Genomic DNA, 26807 nt, shown 5'->3' on the forward strand with positions numbered 1-26807 from the left:
TAAATCAGAGTTTTGTGGCGCTTATACTGGCCTGGGACACACGCTTACTGAAATTAAATTAAGGACGAGGTGCAAAAATGGCAAACATCCGAATAGCAACACAGCAAGATTTATCCGGTATCATGAAGCTGTATAAAGAGTTACGTGGTCATGATCCGCATATGAGCGAGCAGGTGCTTGAATCGACCTGGGCGGGGATGCTGAATAACCCGGGCGTCAGCATTGTGGTTGCCGAGGTAGACGGGCAGCTTGCATCAACCTGTCAGCTGGGTTTGGTACCGACACTCACGAATGGGTGCCGCCCATTTGGCATTATTGAACATGTCATTACCGCTGAATCGTTTCGTCGTCAGGGGCTTAGCGAGCGGGTGCTCGAAAAGGCGTTGTCATATGCCTGGGAACAGCGGTGTTATAAGGTGATGTTGTTCTCTGGCGCGACCAGAGCCAGCGCGCATAAGTTGTATGAAAAGGTGGGATTTAAATCGGATGTAGAAAATGGGTTCGTTATAAAGTGCCCGGTTCAGGCAAAGTAAAAATCGGCTGCATTGTTGTTATGAGAAATGGATGTGTCATTGGCGTGTCTGATATAAATTTGTTCGTGTTGCCTTCGTCTCATAGATGTTATCCGCTAAAGTTACTATTTTATTTATGAATATCTTAAATTTATGGTCTACCGGACTTGAGCAGGACAAGCCCCGGGAAATGGGGGCCGTGCTGGCCGAGTATTTTAATCCTTATTTTAATAAACAGTTTTCACTCAAGCTGATCAGCCCTGATGATTTGCCACGTTTTTGCCGCTGGATGAATGACCCCCGGGTTGCGCACTTCTGGCAACAAGCCTGGAGTGAAGAAAAACAATGGCAGTACTTGAGTGATAAACTGGCGGATGGTCACACTTTGCCTTTGATAGGCTATCTGGATGAACAGCCTTTTGCGTATCTGGAAGTATACTGGGCGGCAAAAGACAAACTGGCACACTATTACGAGGCGTCAGAGTATGATCGTGGCATTCATCTATTAGTGGGTGAGCAAAGCTGTCGTGGGCCAGAGAATTTTCGCGGCTGGATGACCAGCCTCAGCCATTTAATCTATCAGAGTCAGCCACAGACTCAGCGTATCGTGCTGGAACCCAGAGCTGACAATGCACGCCTGATGACCCGAATGGCAGAGCTCGGCTACGACAAACAATTCGAGTTTGATTTTCCCCATAAGCATGCTGCATTATTGATGGCCCACAAAGCGCATTTCTACAAGCATATTTTCACAGCATATGGAGAGTGTGAGTCAGTCATCTAGCGGATTGGCAGTCGGTGTTTGAACGTGTATGGTGTGCTTAAACATCATTAAAGGATTAAAATATGGACCATACACACGCCCATACTTACCTGCTCAATAAACCCTTCTCTAGCGTCGGCCAACCCTTTGGACCGGGTGTGGACGTGTTTAAAGTGAAAGACAAAATGTTCGCCACCTTGTCACCGGGCAGGTATAACGAAGGAGAAACGCATCATTGGTGGCTAAACCTGAAGTGTGATCCGGATGAAGCGCAGGCATTGCGGGATATTTTTGAGGCTGTGATCCCCGGTTATCACATGAATAAGCGACTTTGGAATACGGTGATCCTGGACGGCTCTGTGCCTCGCGGAGAAATAGAGCGTATGATCGATAATTCGTTTCTACTGGTGGTGCAGAAAATGCCCAAAAAACAGCGAGAGGCTGTGTTGCTGCACCTTTAGTGTTTTAATCACAATTGGGTTATTCTTGTTGCCGAAGAGGACAATAACAATTACATAACACTATGCGCTATCAGTTCGATGACTTTGAGTTCGACAGTATTGATTTGATCTTGCTTCGTGCAGGCACCGCACTTGCTATTCGCCACAATGAAGCAAAATTACTGGCCCTGTTACTGGCAAATACTCACAGAGTACTGAGTAAAGAGGAAATTCTGGATCAGGTCTGGCAAGGCAAAGTCGTCTCTGAACAGGCGGTGTTTCAGAATATCAGTCATTTACGCGCCTTATTTGGCAACGATGCGATCAAAACCTTTGCCAAGCGAGGCTACCAGTGGCAGCGCCAGGTAACAGCCGTGAACACCGCGCCGGTAACGCACTCACTCACCTCTCAGGACACTGTTCATACGCCTGTGACCGCGACACCCGCTGACGCTCCATCACGCCACAGGGTCAGCAACTGGCTGGGGGTATCACTTATATCCCTATTGGTGTTGCTGGTGGTTATCTTTGTGATGCAGCGCGATGAAGCGCAATCGACACATTTTGCGATAACTTATCTGCCATTTGAAGGCGCAGAGCCTGAACTGTGGCAACTACAAGACACCAAACAGCTGGATTTTACGTCCCTGACTACGCTTTCTGCAGCGAATTTCAGAACATCGCAGGAACTGGTGTATCCTGAGGTGGCAGTGCAGCATCCGGTGATCCTCACAGCCAGTGTGCGTCAGGTTGATACGCTTTGGTATCTGACTTTCTGGCTCAAAGGCCCGGCAGGTCAGTGGCAGGGGGTGCTGCATGGTGCAAGCGCACAAGCCGTGCAGCAGAAGCTCTATCAGCATCTCAGTCAGCCGGTCGTTGCATCTTTGTTGCAGCATGCCCACTCACCTGACCTTAAGCTGGCCATGTTGACGCAGGCCCATCAGCGGACACCTAAAGATTTGATCCTGCTGGGAGCATTGGTTAATGCGTATCTGGATGTACAGGAATTAGAAAAAGCGATGGCCATGGCTGAAAAACTGGCCGTGCTGGCCAAAGCGCAGACAAACTCACAGCAAGAGGGGCGCGCTCTGGCGTATCAGGGTGAGATTTTGTTACGCAAAAACCTGGTCGACCTCAGTCTGATAAGACTGGACGCCGCATTGCAGGCGCTGGGGATCAGCCAGGATCTGAGAGCTCAGTCAGACGTCTTGCACAGTCGTTCCTGGTTGCATCATTTGCAGGGGGATTATGAGCAGGTTAAAGCGAGCCTGCTGCATTCCGCACAGCTGGCCCGACAGACACAGGACATTGCCAGGGAGTTAGATGCGCTGACTTACTTGTCGATAATGGCGAGCAAAAGTCAGCAGGATGATGACAAGTATCATTATTTAAGGCTGGCAGAGGAGAAAATGCGGGACTATGAGCTGCCGGTTTACCACTTTGCTAAAGTGCCTTTCCACTATGCTATTTTTGCAGATAAACCCGCTGACAAAGAACCACACTATCGGCGCGTGCTGGAATATACGGCACTGACACCGAATCATTGGGTGGCTCAGTCCAGCCGTAAATTTTTGGTTCGTTATTATTTGCGTGAAGCGCGTTTTGAGGAGGCCGAATCACTGATCACCAGTGTGCGTCAGGATAATGCAGAAAATGCGTATTTGTCAGTTATGTACGCGGCAGCCGTGCAAACTCAGGCTGAACTTTTGCCCCTAGCGTTGCGTGCCTTTGAGCTGGCTCAGTTGTCTGGAGAGCGCCGAATTGGTCTTGATGTGGCGTTGCTGTTATGTCAGATGCCAGTTGAGTCAGGCGTGAACAGTGATTTCTATGCGCAGTATATCAGTGAGCATGCGACGTCAGACTGGCGAACGCAGAATGAAGCACAGTTGCTGGCACTCAATTTGATGGCCGCAGGCAGATAGGTAGGGGATGTACATGTCAGACTCAGAGGCGATGAGTGCCGCTGAGCCTGACAGGCAAGGTTATACCAATTTCACTTAATACCTGGTCTATTTGAAGGAGCAAATAGGACGCTAACAGTGTTAAAAATTTCTCATTTAGAACAACTAAATAGCAAAATTTTTGCCTTGTTATCGACCCTATTTTCTCGCCTCAAAATAGACCACTTAATTAAGCAAGTTGGTATTAGTAGACGAAGGGGATCAGCTTTTTGGTTTTGGCTGCGTATTGGTCGAACTTCTCGCCATAACGTTCAGACAAGTAGCCATCGAGTGCCGGAATATGGAAACTGATAAACGAGTACGCCATAAAGAAGGGCAGTAATAACGTCCAGTAGTTATAACTCAGTAAGCACCAACCGGTGAACAGCACGACATCCCCAAAATAGTTGATGTGCATTGAATGCTTGAACAGGCCCTCTGTGTAGCACTGGCCTTTGTTTGCCGGGTTTTGTTTCCACCATTTTCGTTGGATCTCAGATCCACTGTTCAGATATGAGCCAACGGCCAGCAGAACCAACGCCACTATGTCCAGGGTACCAAATGGGATCACTTCGCTTCTGAATGCGCCACCGCCGACAAGTAACAGGCCTATTTCGAAAAAGGCCATGAAGCACAGCAAACCCAAAGCTTCTCCCCAGTCAATTCTGCGTTGTAGCAGGTAGAGTACTGTAATAGCATGACGCAGCCAGTAGACAAACACACAGGCCAGCATGAGCAGGGCTCTGTCGTTATCTACCAGCGTCCATTGTTGGCCAAATACTTGGCCAATCAGCGTCCAGCCGTCAGCTACTGCCAGCCAGGCGCAAAAGAGCACTAAGCCAAAGTGCAGGCCGACAAAGGTCCACCTTTGCGCTATGGTTCGGCCATGCTCGCGATTGACCCCACCACCGGCACTTTGACTGTCCGAGTTCTGATTTATTGTTTCCATATTTTTTCCTTCAATCATATTAACTTAGCTTTAGTCGATATCATCTACTGGAGCTCTGCGCTGAGTTCCACTGGCGCAGCTGGACGGGTGCGGTAGATGACATAGTTACATAGAGATATTAGTGCCAGTGTGGCAGTCCCTATGGTGATCCAGGCCGCTTGATCGGTTTCAATAGCCCAGTACAAAATGAGGCCATATAACACTTGTGTGACGGCCTCCATAGGAAGGCCTAGTTTGGCGCCATCGAACACTAAACCATTAAAGTGACATAGCCAGAAAAACAGCAGGGACAGGCTCACTAAAGGTAATGTAGGTAGCTCACCAAAATAACTCATCAGATAGGTAAACAGCACCACAATACTGCTAAAGCGTACGAAAGCAGTCCACTTAGTACGCTTACAGATGTAAGGGTCTTTTGGCTTGAAGTCCTTGGATTTTACTTTGGCGGTGAGCGAGTAAAAATCGGCTTTATTGGTTGGTATTAGTAGACGAAGGGGATCAGCTTTTTGGTTTTGGCTGCGTATTGGTCGAACTTCTCGCCATAACGTTCAGACAAGTAGCCATCGAGTGCCGGAATATGGAAACTGATAAACGAGTACGCCATAAAGAAGGGCAGTAATAACGTCCAGTAGTTATAACTCAGTAAGCACCAACCGGTGAACAGCACGACATCCCCAAAATAGTTGATGTGCATTGAATGCTTGAACAGGCCCTCTGTGTAGCACTGGCCTTTGTTTGCCGGGTTTTGTTTCCACCATTTTCGTTGGATCTCAGATCCACTGTTCAGATATGAGCCAACGGCCAGCAGAACCAACGCCACTATGTCCAGGGTACCAAATGGGATCACTTCGCTTCTGAATGCGCCACCGCCGACAAGTAACAGGCCTATTTCGAAAAAGGCCATGAAGCACAGCAAACCCAAAGCTTCTCCCCAGTCAATTCTGCGTTGTAGCAGGTAGAGTACTGTAATAGCATGACGCAGCCAGTAGACAAACACACAGGCCAGCATGAGCAGGGCTCTGTCGTTATCTACCAGCGTCCATTGTTGGCCAAATACTTGGCCAATCAGCGTCCAGCCGTCAGCTACTGCCAGCCAGGCGCAAAAGAGCACTAAGCCAAAGTGCAGGCCGACAAAGGTCCACCTTTGCGCTATGGTTCGGCCATGCTCGCGATTGACCCCACCACCGGCACTTTGACTGTCCGAGTTCTGATTTATTGTTTCCATATTTTTTCCTTCAATCATATTAACTTAGCTTTAGTCGATATCATCTACTGGAGCTCTGCGCTGAGTTCCACTGGCGCAGCTGGACGGGTGCGGTAGATGACATAGTTACATAGAGATATTAGTGCCAGTGTGGCAGTCCCTATGGTGATCCAGGCCGCTTGATCGGTTTCAATAGCCCAGTACAAAATGAGGCCATATAACACTTGTGTGACGGCCTCCATAGGAAGGCCTAGTTTGGCGCCATCGAACACTAAACCATTAAAGTGACATAGCCAGAAAAACAGCAGGGACAGGCTCACTAAAGGTAATGTAGGTAGCTCACCAAAATAACTCATCAGATAGGTAAACAGCACCACAATACTGCTAAAGCGTACGAAAGCAGTCCACTTAGTACGCTTACAGATGTAAGGGTCTTTTGGCTTGAAGTCCTTGGATTTTACTTTGGCGGTGAGCGAGTAAAAATCGGCTTTATTGGCGTTTTTAGGAAGCCAGGCGGGTGGCGCAAAAACAGAGCAAAGCACCTCAAACACAGAGCGTGAACATTTAATTTTTTGCCAGATGGTTTTGAGATAATAGGAATTGATCACCAGTGGACTAAAGCTGGGGTACGATTCGCGCACGCCGTATACCACCGGGTCACTCTCCAGTTCTCGCTGATAGGTGCCAAACAGACGATCCCAGATGATTAAGATGCCCCCATAGTTCTTGTCTATATACTGACGGTTACGCGCATGATGGACGCGGTGCAAAGAGGGGGTATTAAAAATTTTGTCTGCGCGAGGGGTCTTTTTCAGGTATTTGGTGTGAATACAAAATGCCCAGATAATTTGGGTATAGCTGGCGGCCAGGAATACTTCCAGCGAAATGCCCATAAATGCCATGGGGATAAAGGTCATCCACATGGTCAGCTCGGTGAAATAGCTGATCCGAATGGATACGCCAAAATTAAAATTCTCCGCCGTATGGTGTACCAGATGGTCGGCCCAGAATAGCCCTATCATATGATGGAAGCGGTGGTTCCAGTAATACAAAAAGTCATAAACTAAGAATGCGAGTAAATAAATCAGCGGGTTGCTCTGATCCAGATCGACCAGTCTGTACTCGTTGTAGACCAGGGTGTACAGGGCAACCACGGCGAGTAAAAAGATAAACGACAACCCCAGATTGCCCAGTGCAATGGTGGCATTGGTCAGGGTGTCATTGAGGCGGTAGTTTTTTTGCTTTCGCAAAAAATTGATGGTTGCCAGAATAAAAAGCGGGCCCAGATAAAAGGGCAGGGTATACATTACTTCTTCGGTAAAGTTGAGATCCATGTTAATCCCTTAGTGTGTTGTCTTATTAATTAGTTGAGGGCAGCAGCCAACAGATCTGCTGTCTTTTTATGATGCGTATATCATAAGCATCGACATATGGAATAAAATAACTTTGTAAATTTATATTAACATTGATTTATCCTTAATTTCACTAATTTTGTTTGCTGTTCCTTGCTATTACACCTTACCCCCTTTGTATACAAGGGTTGTAGGCGAGTGCTTAATAGAGAGTGGTGGTTAACGTTGTGTTTTTTAAATGTGAATAGAAAATGGATGTGGAATAAAGATTCCATGCTCATTTTTGATTAGGAATAAAAATGGAGTATTTGCTCAATGTTTTTCAGTACAGGCCGATACGGTGTGCGGGATATAAAAAAGGAAATGAAAACAATGACTAAATATGTATTACCCCTACTAGGGTTGATGGCGTCTGCCGCAGCGGTTCAGGCTTCAGACACAACAACACTGGTTAGTCAGAATTTTGATGATGGCTATGTCGGTCTGTTTGTAGCAGACGGCGCATTGAGCCAGTTTGCAGCAACTCCGCTGTCACCTATCAGCGGAGCAAAGAGTCTGGCGATGACCAGCGAAGGCCATTATCGGGTCGGTACTGAGGCGCTGATCATGCGAACGCTCCCCAAGGTGAGTCGTTTGAATGCGTCGTTTGATATTGCGATGCCACTATCCGATAGTGAAAGCCGTAACCCCTACACCCTAGTGCAGTGTGTGTTTGAGATAGAATATGCCGATGGCAATGTGTACGAGTCTTATGTTTCACGTAATGATGAAGTACCCACCTATCAGGACAGTATTTATTCCCATGACTGCCAGGTAACCTTGCCTGCGGGCAAAGCCATTCACAAAGTTACCTGGTTTATTGACAGCTACGCTTTACCCAATGAAACCGTCTATCTGGACAATCTTGAAATAACACTCGAAGAGGGCAGCCATCAAAGCAATGCTCAGGTGGATCTGTTTTGGCAAGGAAGGGACTTCTCCGAGCTGACAGAGGCACAGGTCGATACCTTTTTCAGCGATGCTCCGACCTTAACTCACTCAAATGAAGTGACGAGTTTGCGTTTGGCTCAATCCAGTAATGGCAGCTACAAAACGCGCTTTGTGTTACCAGAACCGGAATATTCTCACACTTACCCTGAGTATGTTATTTATCAGGCGAGTATCACTAACCCAGGCTCCCAACCAGTGAGTGCGCAACTTTATGCCAGTGCCAGCTATCAAAAGCAGTTCCGCAGTGGCGATCATAGCGCCGCGTTTGCGCCCGGTTTTTACATCGCGCCCAATAGCACTGCCTTGATACCCGTTATTGTTGATTTAGGAAAGGACGGTCTGACAACCGATATTACATCTGCCGAACTGCGTATTGAGTCTGATGGAGCGGTATTATTAAATAGTCTTACACTGCATTCAGGGACCAGCTTATCAGATGGCCTGGTGACCATTGCTACGTCTGGTTTTGAAACCGATACGGGTGGCTTTGAAACCAGTACACCACAAGATGTAACCTTGGTTAATCAGAGCCAACAGGTGCTCAGTGGTGAGCAAAGCCTGGGTTTTGAGATGAGCCCCTGGCGTCAAGCGGGTTTTACTCATTACTTCGGTTGGGGCAATCAGTATTATGCAGACAAAGTCTATACTCAGCTTGCTGTGCAACTGCAAGAAGCAGAGAAAGACACTCCTGTCAGAGTCTGTACAGATGTGTATTACATGGGAGGAGGCAAAGACAGTTTCTGTGAAGAGCGTATCCTGGGCGTTGGCAGCTTTGCGCTGCATAATGTATTCCCGGTTGACTCCAGCAAAGCACTGTATCGGATTCTGGTTAGAGTGCGTGCTTATGGTAACGTCAGTATTAAAGGTGAAATGGACAACTTTGTATTGGGCTACTGGCCTGCGATACCCCCACAGTAATGGGTAAACGCGAAGAGCACAGACTTGTCGGTGCTCTTCTTAAAGAATTATTAATGCGCACTATTGTCATGATGAGCTGTTAAGCAGAGTTTATAACGCTTATTGGATCTTATGATAAATACCATAAAACAGCGTTTCCCAGGACTTGCCCTCATTGCCTGAGGACTGCCAGTGCTGGTGTACTGTGTCATTCTTTTTCGGCTGCCAGGTGATACGGTGTAAAACAGGCTTGCCTTCGCTATCCAGCCCCGGGCCTTGCAATACCATGCCGTCGTTATAGCGGTTGCCATTAAGTTGCAGCAGCAAACCGGCATTGTCGGTCCAGCTTTGATGCCAGTGTTGCTGTTGTTTATCAAAGATATTCAAACTCTTACCTTTATAACCAGAGACTGCCTGATATTCCTCTAAAATGACACAGCCGTTGAGTATTTTGGTGATTTTACTATTGCCTGCAAACTGCCCCTTTGACATGACCCGCCATTCCCCTATCCAGAAATCAAAAGCATGATACTGAGGACTGTCACAGAGCGAGCGCGCACCTAAGCCCGATGAACAGAAAAAGAGGGTGAGTAAGAGGCAATATTTGATTAGCATGTTAAGTCATTTTCCATACAGTCTGCTGGTTAATCAAAGTTAGAAACGCTTTTTCAGGCCTATGTTAAAAAGTAGCGCTTATTTCAATGAATGGGCAAACTTATGGGGCGCGTTTTCGTTATGTTATTGCAATTTTTGGGTGAATACTGACCTTAACAGAGCAGGTTACAAGCACAGGGGAAACTTGGTTTCCCCTGCTTTAATGGTTAGTCGCGATTCAGCGCTAGCCAGTTGAGTTTCCAGTTGGTGTCGTGGGACTGAAGTTTCAGCGTATGCTCGCCTGCGCTCAGGTAAACACGCTCTCCTTGTTGTGTTTGCCAGTCATGATAGCCACCGGTGCCCCTGACCGCGTGTTTTGAAACCGTTTTCCCGTTGATTTTGACAGAAAAGCCTTTGCCATCACGTGGTCCGGCAATCCGATAACTCAGACGATAGTGACCACTCTGATTGACAGTGATCTGGTAGTCAATCTCAGCACCTTCGGCAATGCCACCGCCACCGGTCAGATTGAATCTTCCCTCCGTATCTGAGGTTCTGTCGGTATTCGCGCCAGTGACGGCGTGCGCATATTCAGCTTCGATGCGGCCCGGTACTGTAAGCGTTTTACCTTGGGTTTTGACCAGATTGCTGTAGTTGCTTTGCAGATTGCGACGTACGGCTACCACAGCATATTCGTAAATATTGGGTGAGGCATTGGCATCGATAAACTGCGTGTCGATGACGTTGTCGGCAATCAGCTCAAACATAGAGCCTGCGCTGTAATTACGATAAACCCGGTAGCCAAAAATATCGGCTTCTTTGCTGCTATCCCAGCTGAGCATCGTTTTACCATCGGTTTGGGAAAGCGTCAGGTTAGTGACAGGCTGGGGATAAGCAAACTGCTGATCCCGGCGTTTTTGTTCCTGCTGTTGCGCAAAGGCGAGCTGCTGCTGGAACTGACGAGTTGCTTTGCTTAGCTTGGGAGCCTGGCCATCCAATGCGATGCGAAAGCCCTCGGCGGCACCCGCAAAGTCTTCAGGCATCCCGCCGCGTTGTGTCACAGGCCAGATATTCCAGTGCCAGCTGCTGCCGCGCGTAGCGCGCGTTTCACATTGTTCTGACAGGAATGTGCGACCATCGGGGTAGGCATTATTGTAGTTGTCTTCGTAGCAATCACCCATAAACTCTGCAACATTGCTCAGCATATCATGCAGACCATAAGGGTTTGGTTTGTACATGCCGACGACGCTGGCATAGGTCGCATGATCAACACAATCGGCAAAGCCATCAACGAAATTGACATAAGAGCTGTTAGTGGTGCGTTGCAGCTCATCTTCGCCACTCAGGTCGGCGGTGTTCTCATACTGACAGACAGAAGGGTGTTTCGGGTCATTGCCAAAATAAAACCGACTTGTGGCAGCGCCGCGTGCCGCATATTCCCATTCTGCTTCACTGGGCAAACGGTAGGGTTTCCCGGTCGTTTTTGCCAGCCAGTCAACATAGGCTTTTGCGCCTGCCCAGCTTACGCAAATAGCAGGCTGAAACTCATTATGAGTCAAGCTGTTATTATCCCAGCTGCCGGGCGTGTTGCCGATGAACCAGTTGTCCAGCTGATGATAGCACGCCTGCGGAGCTTGAAAGCCGGTGGCCTCAATAAAGCGTCGATACTCTCTGACGGTGACCTCGTATTTCCCCAGGCTAAACTCGGGCAGGGTAACAGTATGGACAGGTTGACTGTTTTCGCTTTCTGTACTGCCCATGTCAAAGCTGCCCGTCGGGACAGTCACCATGATGGGTTCAATGGGCGTAAGAGGTTTGCCGGCTAACGCGGGTGTACTGGCCAGTAGCAGTAAGCTGGTGGAATAGGGAAGAGTCGCTTTCATCATTATTTTTCCTGTAAAAAAGACGGCTTCATCATGCCTAACCTGGAGAGGAGAAATCCTAGCGAATTTTTACAAAGTGATGAAAATAGAAATATTTTAGAACGATTAGGCTATGAAATTGCACGCAAAATTCTGAATCTAGTACTTATTTTTATCTGAACTACCAGACAGAGATGAAATAGGAAACAAGGTGAAAATGCAAAAGAAACACGTTATTTGTGTGGAGCGTCTGGCCGCAGGGCGCGGCCAGACAATCCTCTTTATTGCTCTGCGGCCTGTTTTGCCAGGTACTCGTCGTAGGTGCCCTGGAAGTCAATGATCTGACCGTCTTTGATTTCCCAGATACGAGTCGCCAAAGAGGAGACGAACTGGCGGTCGTGCGATACGAAGAACAAGGTGCCTTCGTATTGCTCCAGTGCCATATTCAGTGATTCGATAGACTCCATGTCCATGTGGTTAGTTGGCTCATCCATCAGCAGAATGTTTGGCTTGTGCATCATCAGTTTGCCAAACAGCATTCGGCCCTGCTCACCTCCGGAAATCACTTTCACTGATTTCTTAATGTCGTTTTGCGAGAACAACATACGACCGAGGAAACCGCGAACCACCTGCTCGTCGTCACCTTCCTGTTGCCATTGCTCCATCCACTGGAACAGGTCCAGGTCTTTCTCGAACTCGTCCGCGTGATCCTGAGCATAGTAACCAATGTTGGCATTTTCTGACCATTTAAACGCCCCCGATTTTGGCGCCATGCGGCCAGCCAGGGTATTCAGCAGGGTGGTTTTACCCACGCCGTTTTCACCGATGATCGCGACTTTTTCACCCACCTCAACCAGGCCATTGAGGCCGCTGAACAGCACGTCTTCATAGCCTTGTGACAGGGTTTCCAGCTCCAGTGCATTCCGGAATAGCTGTTTGGACTGTTCGAAGCGAATAAACGGATTCTGACGGCTCGACGCTTTAACTTCTTCCAGCTGGATCTTGTCAATTTGCTTGGCACGCGATGTAGCCTGCTTCGCTTTTGAAGCGTTTGCCGAGAAGCGTGATACAAACTGTTGAAGTTCAGTTATCTGGGCTTTTTTCTTAGCGTTGTCAGCTAGCAGACGTTCCCGCGCCTGAGTGGCTGCAAGCATATATTCGTCGTAGTTGCCCGGGTAAATGCGTAACTCGCCGTAGTCGATATCAGCCATATGCGTACACACAGAATTCAGGAAGTGACGGTCGTGCGAGATGATGATCATGGTGCAGTCGCGCTGGTTTAGTACATCTTCCAGCCACTTGATGGTATAGATGTCGAGGTTGTTGGTTGGTTCGTCGAGCAGCATGATGTCCGGTTCGGCAAACAGTACTTGTGCCAGCAGCACTCGCAGTTTCCAGCCCGGAGCCACTTCTGACATAGGTCCGTAATGTTGTTCTGTCGGAATGCCCACGCCTAACAGCAGCTCACCCGCTTTGGCTTCAGCCGCATACCCATCCATTTCGGCAAATTGGGTTTCCAGATCCGCCACTTTCATGCCGTCTTCTTCACTCATCTCCGGCAAAGCATAAATGCGGTCACGTTCTTGTTTGATTTCCCACAGCTCTTTGTGGCCCATGATAACGGTATCGACCACTGAGAATTCTTCGTAGGCAAACTGATCCTGGTTCAGCTTGGCAATGCGCTCATTCGGGTCATAAGACACGTTACCTGCGCTGGCTTCAAGCTCTTTGCTGAGGATCTTCATAAAGGTTGATTTACCACAGCCATTGGCGCCGATCAGACCATAGCGATTACCGTCGCCAAATTTAACCGAGATATTTTCAAACAGTGGCTTAGCGCCAAACTGCATGGTGATGTTGTTACAAGACAGCATAAGGGGTGCTCATTAAATTCAATTGCCGCGATTTTAGCATTAAATCGCGGCAGGGGGGGAGCAAGGTGCGGGTTTATACACAAAGATTATTTGCTAACTGGTGTAGGCTCAACGCGACTGTTTGCTCGGTTAATTGAACGTACTCACAATTCGGTGTGATCTGTTCACCGACAACATAAGCTTGCTGGGCGGCTTCCAGCATTGCAATGTCGTTGACATCGTTACCAAAACACACGGTTTGCTGCATATTCAGGCCAAGCTCTAGCAGCGCTGTGAGCTTGTTGCTGCGTGCGGGCACCAGATCAAAACAATGGTGGCCATTATGATGATAGATTTCAAAGCTGTTCAGGGTCTGCTCGCACATGAGCTTGACCTGATCATGATGCTCATCTTCCAGGATCAGGAGTTTGACTATGGGCTCATGTCTTAGGGTCTGATTGCAGCCTGGCGGGACACCGAGCTCGGCCACATGCTGATGAAAATGATGAGGCTTATCGGAGATGGCATACTGCCAGTGGCCGTCAAATAAATACGCTATCTGGTGGTTGTCGAGCCAAGCAAGTAAGGCTCCCACCTGAGCCGGGTCGAAGCTGTGTGCTTTGACCACCGCTTTGTTTTGACTGAACATAGCGCCATTGCAGCCAATAATAGGGTGGTGCCAGAAGCACTCAGGGAAGACGGGGAGCGTATCTCTTAGTGGTCGGGCTGTGGCGAAGTATACGTTGCCACCACTGCGCTCAAGTGCTAACAGGCCATCCCTTATGTCGTCATGCATGCGTTGGGCTTGGAATACGGTCGTGCCATCTAAATCAAAAACAAAATTCATCGTTACATCCAGGTACAAAAGAGAGCGTTTACTTTGCCAAACTAACCACTTAATATTTTAGTTATTAGCTCATTGTTTATATATATTGGCTCCAATTGACCGTCAATACCGGAAAACCCGTACCGATCCGATTTGCACTGAATCAATCTGTACAAGTTAAATACATCGAAAAACAAAAGGTCATGTTTGAGTGGCATCAGCATGATTGCTTCGAACTGATCCTGACTATCGGAGCACAGGGCAGTGGATTTATCGGTACTGCCATTCATGAATTTGATGACATTGACCTGGCGTTGGTGGCACCCGGAGTGCCCCATACCTGGGACAGTCAGGCACCCAATGATACGGCTGAGCTGGTTGTGGTCGTGCTATGGCCTAAGGCACTATTGGACTGCGCCATTGCGGAGCTGGCAGACTTGCAAGGCTGGCTTGAGCGTATTGAAAGTGGGCTGGTCTTCAGTCGGGATGCTGCTGAGCAGGTGCGTGAACAGTGTCTGGCGCTTCACAAGGCAAGCCCGGTTGGTCGGTTGACTTTGCTATGTGAGATACTGACGGAGCTGCGCGCCCGTCCTGCCAAAGGGATCCGGCTTGCTCATTCGCGTATCTCAGAACGGTTAGCGCGTGTTCAGGCCTTCATTGCCAGTCAGGTTGACAATCCACCCAGTCAGGCTCAGTGTGCAGCGCATATCAATGTCAGCACTGCGACGTTAAAACGGTGGTTTCAGCAAGAACTTGGCTGTTCTTTTTCTCAATATTGCGCGCTACTGCGCTGTCAGCGTGCCCAGCATTTACTGGCAACTGAGCATCGGCCTATTGGGGTGGTGGCACAACAATGCGGCTTTGTCAGTGCAGCCTACTTTAATCAGTTTTTTAAAGCACAAACAGGTATGACACCCAGTGCCTATCGGCGTCAGTTTAGTTGGCGTAAGCGTTAGCTTTTGGGTTGCGTTGGGGGAGTTGGAAACAGTGTCAAATCATCCAGTATGACCAGCTGTTCGCTGTTTTCATCCAGCGTAAAGCGTAACTGGCAAGGGTCACAGGTAAGCGTTTTTTGGGCCAAGTAGTGTGGAGAGACTTCTAGGTGATATTTTCCCTGCTTTAACTTGTCAAAAAAGAAAAAGCCATCTGATTCTGTGTAGATGATGGTTTGTTCACCGCTGGTTTCTCGGGTCAGTTGCAGCGCCACCCGGCCAGTGAGGTCTGCAAGTTTGCCGTCGTCATTACGCAGGGAAATGATGCCCTCAGCTTCGAATTGCAGGTGAAAAGGGACGTCAACAATGGGCTGAGCACCTGGATGCAGGTCGGCTTCTATGAGTCCAAACTGAGGTTGTAAGTACAGGACGTCCAACTCATTGTGTTCTACTTCCAGTGTCACAGGACGATTTGCGGGTAGGTGAAGCACTGTTCTGGCTTGTGGATGAGAAACAGTGTCAACCTTGTTGCCATGCATCATCACGGCAATATCAGGTAAATACTGGTCTTGTTCATCAAAACGTTGATTGTTATTACGATCATAAAACGCGCGCAGTTTGACAGAGCTGCTCTGTCGACCACTTTGGCTGCTGATGGTGCTAAGCGGTCTTGAACCGTAAAACGAAAATGAGCAAGACAAGCCAAATTGCCAGCCATTGCTTTCATGGTAGGTGGCACTGGCATTGACAGCCATCGCATCGAAGGTTTTTGACAATGTAAAAGACGTGGCATTACGGCGCTGAGTGAAGGAGCGGCGCAGTTGCAAAGAGCCGTGATAGCCGTTGAACTGATTGGCGTAACTGAGCGCCAGTGAATGTTGTTCAAACAAGCCGGTTGACTTGTTCCAATTAAACCTCGCTCTGCCCCAATTGCCAAACAGGCTACCAATCATAGAGTATTGCTGCTCATGCGCGTCATCTCCCCTAATTTGACTGACGTTTGTGCTGACACTGCCTGAGTCGGCCTGGTAGCTGAGGTAGCCATCAACAGATTTATAATGTAATTCATTTATCTGGCTGAGGCCTAAAGTTGAACTAAGCTGCCAGCGATTGAATGTCTGCTCATAATTCAGCGTATTGATATTTTCCTTACCAAACTGACCATAACCACGCTGGGACGCAAGGCTTAAAGTTTGTGTGGTACTCAGTGGGGTCAGCCATTTCAGATCATAGTGGAACTGCTCATGTCCGCCCGCTTTGAGGCTCCATTTGGCATCGGTTGCTCTATTTGCCCGCTCCCAGCCCAGATACCATAAGAATGTTTTCTGGCGGGGGTTTTCCAGCCATTCGCCACCAAGGTTTATTTCGTCCCGGGCACTGGCGACATAGTTCAATTGTGAGTTGAAGTATTTTTCCTGTGGGTTAAAACGTCTTTTTTTGAGTATTGATGCTTTGGTTGTGTAGGCCGTTAAGTTGGTATACCACTGCCCGGGTTTATAGCCAGAGTGCGCCTGATGGGTGACTGCCCGGCGAACGCGTTTTCCGTCTGGCGACTGGATCATCAAGTGATAACTGTGATTCGAGTTAAACACCTGGAGCGGCCGAAAGCGGTACTGACCATTGGCTGTTACCCGCACCAGGTCAAATAGCACATCATTGCGATAGAGCTCGACGTCACTGCCAGGTTCCGCATAGCCCTGGATGATGAGAGGTTTACTCGCGCTGCTGTGCGTCGCCCCATATTGCACGCCCAGACCGCTTCCGCCGGTTTGCAGCAGTGCGCCTGTGATACCCTGCAAATCGCCAAACTGATATTCGCTGAGCTCTGTGAGACTGCGGGAGAGCTGAAAGCGCCCATTGCGTTTATCGTTGTCAGAGTCTGTGAATATGATTTGTGCCTGATGGTGCGCTAAATCCTGATTAACAGAAACATAGGCTGAAGCGCTGGAATTTTGTTTGCTATCCGATGCAGACAGTTGCACATCGACATAAGGTGCTGTGTACCATTGATACTGGTCGTTCAAAACAAGCTGGTTGGCGCGTTTTCGCTGCATTGCAGCAAGGATATTTTTTCGTGCCTCGCGTTTTTTTTCCTGTGAGCTGGGGTGTCTTTCCCGGGTGTCAAAAACCAGCACCTGAGTGCGCGTATTAAAGTCTGATTCAATGCCGAGTGCCGCCAGCATGTCAAGCTGGATATGAGGCTCTCCATCTAACGTAACCCAGTGTGTTTCATCCAGTTCAATATCGATTTTCTCACCCCAGAGTTCACCGGACAAGCGTTTGCCTGACGGGTCTATAATGAGGTGGCTAACGAGCAGGGCATTGAGATTATTCTGGGATAAATAATAATCTTCGTAGTTGTCGGTGAGTAATTCTGCCCCTTCGGGAAAGTTCTGCTGGTCGACATACAGATCCGCAAACACAAAGTCCGCAATATCGCCTACTTCCCGGGCTGAAGTGTGCGTGCAAAAAAATGACAATAGAAAGAATAAAACGTATAGATACTGCATGGTAAAGGCCCGGCTGGGCCGGGCCTTTAAGGGAACTTAGTGATATTACTGGTAAGCTGCAACAAAGTCATAGCTAAATGATTTGGTACCAGGTGCATTGATTGCGACGTCTTTATCGTCCAGTACAATGCTGGCAGCGAATGAGACGCTGGCTTCACCTGCGTTATCCAGTTGAGCACCTGCTGTCATGTCAGCCATGGTAAAGCGAAGTCCATCCTGCGTCTGATCTGGCGCGGAAAATGTGTAGACAACTTGTGCGTGAGGCGTGCCTGATACGGTGAAAGTGGCGCGTTTACCGCCAACGTTGGCATCGTTACACAGGGCGGATGCGATTGGGTTTGGCATTGGGGTTTCTATGGCGTAACAAGAGTCACCGTTTTTCGACGCTTCGTTTACCAAAAGCTCAGGAAAGCTCATAGCGGTTGTTTGTGCAATTTGCAGTGGTGCGCGCTCAACCACCAGGTTAACATCAACCTGATAAGTCGCTGCGGCTGAACCAAAACTCATAACTAACAGTGCAAGTGTGCTGGAGGCTTTTTTAAACATTGTTTATTTCCTTAATTATTATTGATATAGCGCAGTAACTGTGTAGCTGAATGCGTATTCGCCGCTGCCTGTTTCATGAGCGTTACTGAGCGTTACAATACCTCCTGCACTAAATGTGCCAACTCCACTTTTTTTTATTCTTACGCGCTTACTAAAGCCTCCTGATTTATTCTGTACGGTAAAGGTAAGACCTTGTTTGGTTTCATTGCCAAAAACGTGTATGTTCACGTAGCTTCTGGGCTCACCGCTAATTTCAAACTCTGCTTTGTAGCCTCTTAGGCCCGGACAAAGTGATTTTTTTACGGCTTTTTTATTTTTTTTGCCATTGGCCTTACAAAAAGCCCCATCCCAGGTTGCGGGTGTCTGTTTTAGCTGGGGAAACGTCATGGGCGCCAATAAATTGATACTGACCCCATTAAATTGACCGGCCTGGCGTTGCTGCTGCTTCAGATATGTCAATGTATCGACACTTTGCGCAGACGCGACTAACCATACGCCAGTCAATAAGCCGACAGCCATTACTTCAGCAGGTCCTCTGTGATGGTGATGTCGAGTGATTTTAGCGGTTCTTTAGATTCCACATCTTCCAGCTGAATTGTCAATTTTTTGCTGGCAACCTCTTTATATTCAATCGGTAGTGTCATATCTCGTTGACTGAGCTCTGGGTATAAGCTGAATTGATTCACCCGAAACAGTTCTTCTTCTGCCTCTTTGACGACCAGGTTTGCACTGGTATGCCCCGGACCTTGTTTGTTCAGTCTGACTATCAGGTTGCTGGCATCTTTACTGAATGTAATGTCGCTAATCGACAGCTCAGTGACTGAGGACGTGTTTTTGATGAAAACGGGAATGACAACCTTGTAATTGGCTTTAACCTGAATAGCGCCACTTTGCTCGGTCGGGTCATCACCACTGAGTGCTTCAACCATGAGGTGGGCACGAAACTCTCCTTCCGGGATTTTGCCTTTTTTCATTAGCCGAACTTTTTGAAATTGTTTGGGCAAAACATCTTTGGCAACACGTGGCCCGACTCGTAAGTAAGGCTTGGCAGAAAACTCATACTGCTGTGCAAACTTCAATATGCCTTCTTTATCCATTTGCATATCGATAAGCGATATCCGGTAGCTTTGCAGGCTATCTGAGGTGTTATAAATGCGCAGTTCGCCGCGGCGCATGTCCTGATCCAGAACTACCCTATGTCTGTCGAGTTTAAAGGTTGTAGCCCACGCCTGGGAAACGAATACCGTTATTAGCAGTATCAGAGTGAAAAATCTTTTGGTCATACATCATGCTCTGTGAGTTATTAGTGTAATGAGCTTGGCTAAGTTTTCGGTATCATATCCTAATTAGATTTGGCTGCAACCTTTGCACTGTGCGCCCGACAAACAAAGGCGCATTCACTGTGCTCTTGTTATTCTTCAACAGAGTGATTATTGCTGACGGCACCACCGTGAGTGGACTGTGTTGTATCAACAGACGAGATAGTCGCTTGACGCATACTGCCAAAGTAAGTGAGGTTACCCAGGTAATCAGGTATTTCACGTTCACTGTTAAATTCGCGAATACGCTCAATCTGTTGATCATGAAATGCTTGTAAAATTGGATTGATTGCTTGATTGGCCCAGCTTTCCAACGCATCTGAGCGGATAAACTGATCTTCAAATTGCGCTGCATCATCCAGTAGCTGACTCCACAGTTGTCGTTGAATTTGTGGCGGCGTATCTGCCACATGCTCCAGTGCATCATTGATCCATCCCAGTCCATATTCATCATAAGCGGTCAAAATATCAGAATAGAGACGCCCACGATCAGAGTCACTTGGCGGCAGGTCTTGTTGCACCACCATGTCGTTGTTTTCGCTCTGGTAGTACTGACGGTGAGCAGACAGGTCGACTTGCTGACTCAGGTAAGCAAAGATATTCGGCTCACTGTCCTTATCAGCTTCATCCAGCATCTCGAGCATGCTGTGCTTCTCAAAAGGTTTAATGACCGTGGCCATATCCAGGATGCCGCGGCTTTGCTCAAAGGTACTTTGTTGCAGATGGGTATTCAGCGTACTGAGATCTTCTCCTTTGAACTTACCGCTGATCAGTAAATCACTGAAGGTGTGTAGCAGCTCAACCTCTTCCACGGGTTGACTGAATTTGTGTTTCCAGAATTTCTCGCGGTCATATGAGGTCATGAGCAGATGCTCCTGGCCATGTTCATCAAGGCTAACTGGTGAATCCGGGGCCCGATAGCTTGCACCTTGTTCGCGCAGACTGGCAAGGGTTGCAATGGTATCTCCCAGCACGTCATCAGACAAAGCTGCGAGTGCATCGACGAGTTGATCTGGGACCTCGTTTCGTCTTTGTTCAGCAAAAACAGGGGTGCTGCCAGCGTCTATTAATATATCTGCAAGTTGAGACAGCGCTTCATCATCTAGCCGTTCAGCGATGGACAGCAGGGACTTGCTGGGCTTGATGTGCTCAAGTTTATTCCTTTGCTCGGGTGACAGACGGTCAAGTTGGGCGAGAAACGCATTGATGTCCTCTGTGTCGTTCAGATCGCCATAAGCATACTCTTTACTCAGCTGACCTTGTTCCGTGTCGGCACTGTGCTGGCTGACAATATGAAAACGCTTAAAACCAAAATAATCAGAACGTTCTGCGCTGGGTCTTGGGTAAGTGAAAGGCGAGGCCGGATGGCTCGGGGTGTCTGGTAGCAGTGCTTTTAAGTGCTCGTCAGTGAGAGGGGTTCCTGAGTCAACAATCGCTGCGTGCTCTGTCGTTTGTAGTTCCTGAGTACTGCGTACTTGTCGATCAGAGAGGTGATCTGTCCGGTTGGGGTAAGTGTGAAAGTGTAGCTTCATAAATAACCTTATCCTTGTTACTTAAAGTTAGACACGTATCGGCAAACAAGATCATAACTTTAGAGAGGTTAACGGTCTTTCGGGTCGACAGGGAAGGGTGACCCGAGAGCCAGCAGATGTGCTGTTCGTGCACACGGCTGGTTGCCTGAACTACATCATTCCAAGCTTTGCTGACTCATCCGCACTGCTCAGGAGGGAAATGAAAAGCCAGCCGGGTAGCGATGGAAGCCATCAAAGTCGCCTTTGCCCAGGGGGATGCCTGCGGCGCGCAATATTGCGTATGCCATTGAGAAGTGGAATAAAAAGTTAGGCCAGGCGTAAAGCTGAAAGTACTTGTCAGGCTCCAGAGTATGATTGGTAAACCCTGCGACAAAAGTAATGCTTGTGGGCATCGAATCCAACGAGGTGTCTTGTAATTGCGTCAGGTAGTCCAGGGTGTCGTCCAGTTCTTCTTGTAAGTCTGTGATGCTCACAATGGGTCGCTTAAAGTTCACGACTTCTCTGTTAAACAAAGGACAGCAGCATCGTAGCGACAGTGCGGCGGCGGTTGAAACCTGCTGGTGAAGGGGAAACATGTCCGGGCTTAGACGACGCATAAGCAGCTCATCCTTGATGTCGTCGCGTTGCAGTATTGTTTGTAATTGGTTCAGGTAATGTACGAATGGCTCAATAATATCGGTCATGTTTCCCTCGTTTAGACAAGTCAAATAAGCGAAAAACTATGTGTGCGGCAAGCGGGTGAGCAGCACTTTGTTTTGTTAACAAATTTAAGCGCCTAAAAATACGCTTAATTATTACTTTCAAACACCTACAACAAATGTAGTAGATAAAATCAGAGACATCTTTAGTTTAACGGAACGTTTAAAAAACGTGACTTTAAATGTTTTTTTGTGTACCTTCTTGAGTTTGCTGGCGGATCGCGTACGCGCTTAATTTTAGACATAAGCTCCTTAAGCTGCCAGCGCGTTGTCCTGAGGGCAGGCATGTCTTGTGTGTCTGTCGCTGTGGGAGTTAACAGGCACCTGAATTACAAGAATAAAGACAATCCATAAGGAAATTTTAATGCTTAAAATGTCAAAACTGGCGAAGGCTTATTACACGGACACGGTAAAAACTCAAGCGCTGCAACCATTTGACCTGGAAGTTCAGCAGGGCGAGTTTGTTGCTGTTATTGGTCCTTCAGGTTCAGGTAAAACAACCTTTCTGAACATTGCTGGATTACTGGAAGAATACTGCGAAGGGCAGTATTTGCTCGATGGTAACGATGTCACAGGCCTGTCCGATAAGCAAAAGTCGCGCTTAAGAAATGAGAAAATCGGTTTTATCTTTCAGGGCTTTAATCTGATCCCTGAACTGAATTTATTCGACAATGTTGAAATGCCACTGCGCTATCGCAGCTTTAGCGCCAGTGAGCGCAAACAGCGTGTTATGGACGCTTTGCAGCAGGTCGGTCTGGCAAGTCGAAAAGACCATTACCCACAACAGCTCTCTGGTGGTCAACAGCAGCGTGTTGCAATCGCACGTGCATTGGCGGGCAGCCCGGCATTTTTGCTGGCGGATGAACCCACGGGCAACCTGGATTCAAAAATGGCTGATGGCATTATGTCCCTGCTTAAAGATATCAACGCCAAAGGCACGAGTATTTTGATGGTGACACACGACACGGAGCAGGCCAGTCAGGCACAAAGGATCATAGAGATTAAAGACGGTGTGCTGAGTGAGCGTCTTGCCCCAGAGCAGGCGATTGCTTAGGAACACATATGTTGAGTTATTATTTTAAGCTGGCATGGCTCAGCTTACGCAAAACGCCATTGCTGAGTGTGCTTATGGTGAGCACTATCGCTTTGGGGATTGCTGCAGCGATGGTGACATATACCGTGAGTTATATGATGACCAAAGATCCCCTGCCAGCGAAAAGTGATCGACTGTTTACCGTGCAACTAAGTTCCTGGGGTCCTGATCAGCCATATCTGATGGTCGATGGCCAGGAAGAGATCCCTGCCATGGTCTCTTACCGGGATGTTCGAGGACTCAAAGCGGCTGCGAAGGCGAAACAGGAAACGGCCATCGGGTTGTTTAAAATAATGAGCCGGGCCGAAGAGCAAAACCGCCGTGATGCACAAATGCGTATGATACGCAGCACCCATAACGACTTCTTTTCTATGTTCCAGGTGCCCTTTTTATATGGTAACGCCTGGTCTGAACAGGATGATAGCTCAGGTAATCCTGTGGTTGTGATCACCAAAGCCCTGAACGATGAGCTGTTTGGGGGAGCCAACTCGGTGGGCCGTCATATAGTGTTGGGCGAGTCATTGATGCAAATTGTCGGTGTGATGGATGACTGGTTTCCAATTCCGAGGTTCTATTATTTATCCTCCCAGGTATATCAGGACCCAGAGGCGCTGTTTGTGCCGCTGGAATATCAGATTAACCAACAAATTTTTTCTCATAACGACGTAACCTGGTCGTGCTGGCAAGACGTTGAAGATGTCGATTTTAGTGTCTTCATCGCGTCTGATTGTATTTGGCTGTTTTACTGGGCTGAGCTGGAGTCAGCGGAAGACAGAGCTGACTACATGGATTTTATCAATGCCTATGTTGATGAGCAAAAATCCGCAGGGCGGTTTGCCAGAGAAAACCTCAGTCGATTATTCACCATTGACGAATACCTGCGCTGGGCTGAGGTGCTGAGTAACGAAAATGACATGGCAGTGTGGCTGGCGTTTGCCTTTTTACTGGCCTGTTTGCTCAATTGTATGAGCCTGATGATGACGAAGTTTTATGGTAAAGGCAGTGAAATAGGGCTACGACGGGCCGTGGGAGCCAGTCGTAACGACATCTGCTGGCAGTTCCTGTGTGAGGCATTTCTGATTGGTCTTTTAGGGGGCGTACTGGGCCTGATGTTTGCGCAACTGGGTTTGCAGCTAATCCAGCAAATATTCACCTATCTCAATGTCACCATTATGCAAATGGATCTGAAGATCATGCTGATGACACTGATTCTGTCCGTCGTGACTAGCGTGTTATTTGGTTTGTGGCCAATCTATCGTGCAGCGCAGATCCAGCCATCCAGTCAGCTTAAGAGTTTGTAGGAGCAAGTCATGAAGGATTTTACCGTCATTCTTAAATCTCTTTGGCACAGTAAAACGTCTCCTATGCTGCTGGTGTTACAAATAGCCGTGACATTTACCATTTTCGTCAATGCCGTTTATATGGTGATGCAAAAGCACGAAAAAGTGACAGCGCCCAGTGGCGTTAACGAAAAGCAGGTGTTTTCTTTGTTTATCAACTTACAGGAAAGCGGGGAAGCCCGAGTTGCTGAGTTTGAGCAAGCAATACGCGATATTAAAGGCCTGGACAGTGTCGATAATGCCATCCCTGTGACCTCTGTGCCCCTGAGTGGGTATGGTCGTTCTGTTGATATTGGTTATGGCCCGGCTGATGAAGATAAGCTCACCTCGAGCGGTTATTACGGCAGTAACTATGACAGCCTCGATACTCTGGATTTGCAACTAGTCGCAGGCCAATGGTTTGAAAGAAGTGATGTCTCGCACTCTTTTTTTGGCGCACAGCCTGGCGGGAAAGTTGTGATTTCCCGAGCGCTCGCTCAAACATTGCATCCTGATAGCTGGCGCGATGTGCTCGGTAAGACTCTGTATGTGCATAATGAACCACAGCAGGTGATTGGTGTTGTGGACGACCTCAAGGCGGTCTGGAGCTTTTGGCGACTCTTTGATCATGCTGTATTGTCCCCCACATTTGAAGTTCGGGACAAAGTGGGCATCATGGTAAAAGCAAAACCGGCTGCGCTCGAACAGGCCATATTGGACGTTAAAGGTTTGCTGCTGATGACGCCTGGCAGGCAAATCGATAAACTCAAACCGTTTAGTCAGATCCGAGAGGAAAGCTACCGAACAGACGTTGCTGAGTTGCAAACGTTGCAACTGGTCCTAGTGGGGTTATTGATCCTGACTATGCTGGCCATTTTTGGGCAGGCCCGGTTCGCTATTCTGAAGCGCCGTAAGCAAATTGGCACCCGTCGCGCGCTGGGGGCTAATCAGTTTCAGGTGTTGCGTTATTATATGTTAGAGAATTTCATTGTGACCCTGGTTGGCGTGGTCATTGGCATACTCTGTGCTGTTTTGGTCAATACGCAGCTGGTGAGCTATTTTGGTCTTGCGCCGGTACCGGCTAACTATTTGACGGTAGGTGCAGTGATCATCCTGTTTGCTGGTCAATGTGCAGTGTTTCAGCCAGCATGGCAAGCTGCGCGTGTTTCGCCGGCGCTGGCGACACGCAGTGTTTAAAATTCAGGTCACATGATGTGACCTGAATTTAAAGGAAATATAATTAAAATAATAAAGGAATAAGTATGCGATTCAATTCAAATCGATCAACCTTGTTTGTACCTATTACATCCCCTAACCAGTCTGTCCCGGGGAGGTGGGCATGTTAATCGGTTACTACTTCAAGCTTGCCTGGCTCAGTCTCAAAAAAACGCCGTTGTTAAGTGTTCTGATGATTGGCACGATCGCGATGGGCATTGCGGCCACCATGATCACCTCGACCGTCAGCATTATGATGGCCCAAGATCCCTTACCCGAAAAAAGTGATCGGGTTTTCTCCGTGCGTCTCAGTAGCTGGAGCCCGGATAAAGCGTATCAGCTGGCGAAAGGGGAGGAAGTGATCCCACCTATGCTGACTTATATGGATACTATGAATTTGCTAGAGGACAGCAAGGGTCTACGGCAAAGTGCTGCGGTGATGTACAAAAGTATGGTGCGCAGTGAAAGTCAGACCGACAAAGAAGCCAAAATGTTGCGCTTTAATTCCGTCAATAATGATTTTTTCGCCATGTTTAATGTGCCATTTTTATATGGTGCTCCCTGGTCAGATCTAGCGGACCGGGAAGGGGCTGCATTGGTGATCCTGGACAGACAAACCAACGACCGGCTATTCTCGGGTGCTAACTCAGTCGGACAGCACGTGTTTATCGGAAAACACCTGGCAAGAATAGTCGGGGTAATTGACAGCTGGTCACCTCTTCCTCAGGTATTTCACGGGCCACATCACGCGCATAATTTGCCCTTCCCTTTGTTCACCCCTTTTCAATTTCAGGTCAACAACAATCTGTTGTCGAAAGGCGAAATGGGCTGGCAATGCTGGGCGCCATTGGGTGATGGCACACTGGAAACTTTCCTGGCATCTGAGTGTGTATGGATCCGCTATTGGGTTGAACTGGAAGCGGCTACGCAACGCGGCGACTACATGGATTATATTAATGCTTATGTGGAAGAGCAAAAAAGTGGTGGGCGATTTGCGCGGGAGAATCTGAGTAAGATTTTCAATATCACTGAGTCGCTCATTGAAGACCATGTGGTCGAAGACGACGACTTTATTGCTGTCTGGCTAGCCGCTGCATTTCTTGTGGCTTGTCTGCTCAATTGCATGGGCCTGATGCTGATAAAGTTTTATGGCAAAGGCGCAGAGGTTGGCTTACGCAGAGCTGTAGGGGCCAGTAAGCAGCACATTGCAATGCAGTTCGGTTGTGAAACTGTACTGATTGGCGTCCTGGGTGGGTTTTTGGGGTTGGCTCTGGCACAACTGGGTCTGCGAATAACCGCCGATATCTTTGCACACTTGCCCGCGGGCCTAATGCAGATGAGCTTGCCACTGGTAGTGATGACCGTTGTACTGGCGGTGCTCAGTAGCACTTTGTTTGGCTTGTGGCCAATCTATCGGGCAGCGCAAACTCAGCCTTCAGCTCAATTGAAGAGCTTATAGGA

The 26807-nt window shown here is 48.2% G+C and carries 24 protein-coding genes; 10 read left to right on the top strand and 14 right to left on the bottom strand.

The annotated features are described in order from the left end of the window. Positions 1-77: 77 nt before the first annotated feature. From PRUB_RS05675 to PRUB_RS05690, 4 genes are all read left to right on the top strand, one after another. Positions 78-533, top strand: coding sequence for a GNAT family N-acetyltransferase (locus PRUB_RS05675; RefSeq protein WP_010386920.1), 456 nt, complete (start codon positions 78-80; stop codon positions 531-533). A gap of 115 nt (positions 534-648) precedes the next feature. Beyond that, complete coding sequence (locus PRUB_RS05680) at positions 649-1296, top strand: GNAT family N-acetyltransferase (RefSeq protein WP_155946180.1); 648 nt, start codon at positions 649-651, stop codon at positions 1294-1296. A 62-nt stretch (positions 1297-1358) separates the two neighbouring features. Beyond that, positions 1359-1736 carry an MmcQ/YjbR family DNA-binding protein gene (locus tag PRUB_RS05685; protein WP_010386918.1) on the top strand — a complete coding sequence of 126 codons (378 nt, stop codon included), beginning with the start codon at positions 1359-1361 and terminating at the stop codon, positions 1734-1736. 62 nt (positions 1737-1798) lie between these two features. Beyond that, a complete protein-coding gene (locus tag PRUB_RS05690; RefSeq protein WP_010386917.1) occupies positions 1799-3637 on the top strand; it encodes a winged helix-turn-helix domain-containing protein in 1839 nt (612 codons plus the stop codon). 223 nt (positions 3638-3860) lie between these two features. On the opposite strand, the gene PRUB_RS05695 is transcribed toward PRUB_RS05690, so the two are convergent. From PRUB_RS05695 to PRUB_RS05710, 4 genes are all read right to left on the bottom strand, one after another. Beyond that, positions 3861-4604, bottom strand: a complete 744-nt coding sequence (locus tag PRUB_RS05695) for a DUF1295 domain-containing protein (protein ID WP_010386915.1) — start codon at positions 4602-4604, stop codon at positions 3861-3863. A 44-nt stretch (positions 4605-4648) separates the two neighbouring features. Next, positions 4649-4957: a hypothetical protein gene (locus PRUB_RS05700; RefSeq protein WP_198452317.1), complete on the bottom strand. Its 309-nt coding sequence runs from the start codon at positions 4955-4957 to the stop codon at positions 4649-4651. Between the two features lie 128 nt (positions 4958-5085). Next, complete coding sequence (locus PRUB_RS05705) at positions 5086-5829, bottom strand: DUF1295 domain-containing protein (RefSeq protein ID WP_010386915.1); 744 nt, start codon at positions 5827-5829, stop codon at positions 5086-5088. A 44-nt stretch (positions 5830-5873) separates the two neighbouring features. After that, a complete protein-coding gene (locus PRUB_RS05710; protein WP_010386914.1) occupies positions 5874-7142 on the bottom strand; it encodes a sterol desaturase family protein in 1269 nt (422 codons plus the stop codon). A gap of 390 nt (positions 7143-7532) precedes the next feature. On the opposite strand from PRUB_RS05710, the gene PRUB_RS05715 reads away from it, so the two are divergent. Next, a complete protein-coding gene (locus tag PRUB_RS05715; protein WP_010386913.1) occupies positions 7533-9068 on the top strand; it encodes a hypothetical protein in 1536 nt (511 codons plus the stop codon). 99 nt (positions 9069-9167) lie between these two features. On the opposite strand, the gene PRUB_RS05720 is transcribed toward PRUB_RS05715, so the two are convergent. The 4 genes from PRUB_RS05720 to PRUB_RS05735 all read right to left on the bottom strand — a co-directional run bounded on the left by PRUB_RS05720 (position 9168) and on the right by PRUB_RS05735 (position 14203). Further along, positions 9168-9539 carry a hypothetical protein gene (locus PRUB_RS05720; protein ID WP_010386912.1) on the bottom strand — a complete coding sequence of 124 codons (372 nt, stop codon included), beginning with the start codon at positions 9537-9539 and terminating at the stop codon, positions 9168-9170. A gap of 329 nt (positions 9540-9868) precedes the next feature. Beyond that, complete coding sequence (locus PRUB_RS05725; protein WP_242065218.1) at positions 9869-11527, bottom strand: SUMF1/EgtB/PvdO family nonheme iron enzyme; 1659 nt, start codon at positions 11525-11527, stop codon at positions 9869-9871. 257 nt (positions 11528-11784) lie between these two features. Further along, positions 11785-13377, bottom strand: coding sequence for an ABC-F family ATPase (locus tag PRUB_RS05730; protein WP_010386910.1), 1593 nt, complete (start codon positions 13375-13377; stop codon positions 11785-11787). A gap of 73 nt (positions 13378-13450) precedes the next feature. Next, positions 13451-14203, bottom strand: a complete 753-nt coding sequence (locus PRUB_RS05735) for an HAD-IIB family hydrolase (protein WP_010386909.1) — start codon at positions 14201-14203, stop codon at positions 13451-13453. A gap of 95 nt (positions 14204-14298) precedes the next feature. Here PRUB_RS05735 and PRUB_RS05740 point away from each other — a divergent pair, with 95 nt between their 5' ends. Further along, positions 14299-15138 (top strand): AraC family transcriptional regulator, encoded by an 840-nt coding sequence (locus PRUB_RS05740; protein WP_155946181.1) that lies wholly within the window; start codon positions 14299-14301, stop codon positions 15136-15138. On the opposite strand, the gene PRUB_RS05745 is transcribed toward PRUB_RS05740, so the two are convergent. The 6 genes from PRUB_RS05745 to PRUB_RS05770 all read right to left on the bottom strand — a co-directional run bounded on the left by PRUB_RS05745 (position 15135) and on the right by PRUB_RS05770 (position 21704). Continuing rightward, positions 15135-17624, bottom strand: coding sequence for a hypothetical protein (locus PRUB_RS05745; protein ID WP_010386906.1), 2490 nt, complete (start codon positions 17622-17624; stop codon positions 15135-15137). The genes PRUB_RS05740 and PRUB_RS05745 overlap by 4 nt on opposite strands. Positions 17625-17669: 45 nt before the next feature. After that, on the bottom strand, positions 17670-18170 hold the full coding sequence (locus PRUB_RS05750; protein WP_010386905.1) for a hypothetical protein: 501 nt from the start codon (positions 18168-18170) through the stop codon (positions 17670-17672). A gap of 18 nt (positions 18171-18188) precedes the next feature. After that, positions 18189-18689: a DUF4402 domain-containing protein gene (locus PRUB_RS05755; protein ID WP_010386904.1), complete on the bottom strand. Its 501-nt coding sequence runs from the start codon at positions 18687-18689 to the stop codon at positions 18189-18191. Next, entirely contained in the window at positions 18689-19453 is a 765-nt protein-coding gene (locus PRUB_RS05760; protein ID WP_155946182.1) for a fimbrial biogenesis chaperone, read from the bottom strand. The genes PRUB_RS05755 and PRUB_RS05760 overlap by 1 nt, the downstream gene beginning before the upstream one ends. A gap of 128 nt (positions 19454-19581) precedes the next feature. Next, a complete protein-coding gene (locus PRUB_RS05765) occupies positions 19582-21021 on the bottom strand; it encodes a hypothetical protein (RefSeq protein WP_010386902.1) in 1440 nt (479 codons plus the stop codon). Positions 21022-21209: 188 nt separating this feature from the next. Continuing rightward, positions 21210-21704 (bottom strand): DUF1993 family protein, encoded by a 495-nt coding sequence (locus tag PRUB_RS05770; RefSeq protein ID WP_010386901.1) that lies wholly within the window; start codon positions 21702-21704, stop codon positions 21210-21212. Between the two features lie 379 nt (positions 21705-22083). Between PRUB_RS05770 and PRUB_RS05775 the strand changes: the two genes are divergently transcribed. The 4 genes from PRUB_RS05775 (at position 22084) to PRUB_RS05790 (ending at position 26805) form a co-directional block, all read left to right on the top strand. Continuing rightward, entirely contained in the window at positions 22084-22773 is a 690-nt protein-coding gene (locus PRUB_RS05775) for an ABC transporter ATP-binding protein (protein WP_010386899.1), read from the top strand. Positions 22774-22781: 8 nt separating this feature from the next. Further along, on the top strand, positions 22782-24113 hold the full coding sequence (locus PRUB_RS05780) for an ABC transporter permease (protein WP_010386898.1): 1332 nt from the start codon (positions 22782-22784) through the stop codon (positions 24111-24113). A 9-nt stretch (positions 24114-24122) separates the two neighbouring features. Beyond that, the gene (locus PRUB_RS05785; protein WP_010386897.1) at positions 24123-25328 is read left to right on the top strand and encodes an ABC transporter permease; all 1206 of its coding nucleotides are present in this window, start codon (positions 24123-24125) and stop codon (positions 25326-25328) included. Positions 25329-25470: 142 nt separating this feature from the next. Then, positions 25471-26805, top strand: coding sequence for an ABC transporter permease (locus tag PRUB_RS05790; RefSeq protein ID WP_010386896.1), 1335 nt, complete (start codon positions 25471-25473; stop codon positions 26803-26805). Positions 26806-26807: the final 2 nt, after the last annotated feature.

This window comes from Pseudoalteromonas rubra, assembly GCF_000238295.3.
GTDB lineage: Bacteria > Pseudomonadota > Gammaproteobacteria > Enterobacterales > Alteromonadaceae > Pseudoalteromonas > Pseudoalteromonas rubra.

Coding starts and splice junctions, on each gene's coding strand:
- PRUB_RS05770 (WP_010386901.1), bottom strand. CDS start 21,704: ATGACCGATATTATTGAGCCATTCGTACATTACCTGAACCAATTACAA.
- PRUB_RS05735 (WP_010386909.1), bottom strand. CDS start 14,203: ATGAATTTTGTTTTTGATTTAGATGGCACGACCGTATTCCAAGCCCAA.
- PRUB_RS05710 (WP_010386914.1), bottom strand. CDS start 7,142: ATGGATCTCAACTTTACCGAAGAAGTAATGTATACCCTGCCCTTTTAT.
- PRUB_RS05720 (WP_010386912.1), bottom strand. CDS start 9,539: ATGTCAAAGGGGCAGTTTGCAGGCAATAGTAAAATCACCAAAATACTC.
- PRUB_RS05745 (WP_010386906.1), bottom strand. CDS start 17,624: ATGCAGTATCTATACGTTTTATTCTTTCTATTGTCATTTTTTTGCACG.
- PRUB_RS05790 (WP_010386896.1), top strand. CDS start 25,471: ATGTTAATCGGTTACTACTTCAAGCTTGCCTGGCTCAGTCTCAAAAAA.
- PRUB_RS05675 (WP_010386920.1), top strand. CDS start 78: ATGGCAAACATCCGAATAGCAACACAGCAAGATTTATCCGGTATCATG.
- PRUB_RS05705 (WP_010386915.1), bottom strand. CDS start 5,829: ATGGAAACAATAAATCAGAACTCGGACAGTCAAAGTGCCGGTGGTGGG.
- PRUB_RS05760 (WP_155946182.1), bottom strand. CDS start 19,453: ATGACCAAAAGATTTTTCACTCTGATACTGCTAATAACGGTATTCGTT.
- PRUB_RS05765 (WP_010386902.1), bottom strand. CDS start 21,021: ATGAAGCTACACTTTCACACTTACCCCAACCGGACAGATCACCTCTCT.
- PRUB_RS05695 (WP_010386915.1), bottom strand. CDS start 4,604: ATGGAAACAATAAATCAGAACTCGGACAGTCAAAGTGCCGGTGGTGGG.
- PRUB_RS05780 (WP_010386898.1), top strand. CDS start 22,782: ATGTTGAGTTATTATTTTAAGCTGGCATGGCTCAGCTTACGCAAAACG.
- PRUB_RS05785 (WP_010386897.1), top strand. CDS start 24,123: ATGAAGGATTTTACCGTCATTCTTAAATCTCTTTGGCACAGTAAAACG.
- PRUB_RS05755 (WP_010386904.1), bottom strand. CDS start 18,689: ATGGCTGTCGGCTTATTGACTGGCGTATGGTTAGTCGCGTCTGCGCAA.
- PRUB_RS05690 (WP_010386917.1), top strand. CDS start 1,799: ATGCGCTATCAGTTCGATGACTTTGAGTTCGACAGTATTGATTTGATC.
- PRUB_RS05725 (WP_242065218.1), bottom strand. CDS start 11,527: ATGATGAAAGCGACTCTTCCCTATTCCACCAGCTTACTGCTACTGGCC.
- PRUB_RS05750 (WP_010386905.1), bottom strand. CDS start 18,170: ATGTTTAAAAAAGCCTCCAGCACACTTGCACTGTTAGTTATGAGTTTT.
- PRUB_RS05680 (WP_155946180.1), top strand. CDS start 649: ATGAATATCTTAAATTTATGGTCTACCGGACTTGAGCAGGACAAGCCC.
- PRUB_RS05715 (WP_010386913.1), top strand. CDS start 7,533: ATGACTAAATATGTATTACCCCTACTAGGGTTGATGGCGTCTGCCGCA.
- PRUB_RS05685 (WP_010386918.1), top strand. CDS start 1,359: ATGGACCATACACACGCCCATACTTACCTGCTCAATAAACCCTTCTCT.
- PRUB_RS05775 (WP_010386899.1), top strand. CDS start 22,084: ATGCTTAAAATGTCAAAACTGGCGAAGGCTTATTACACGGACACGGTA.
- PRUB_RS05730 (WP_010386910.1), bottom strand. CDS start 13,377: ATGCTGTCTTGTAACAACATCACCATGCAGTTTGGCGCTAAGCCACTG.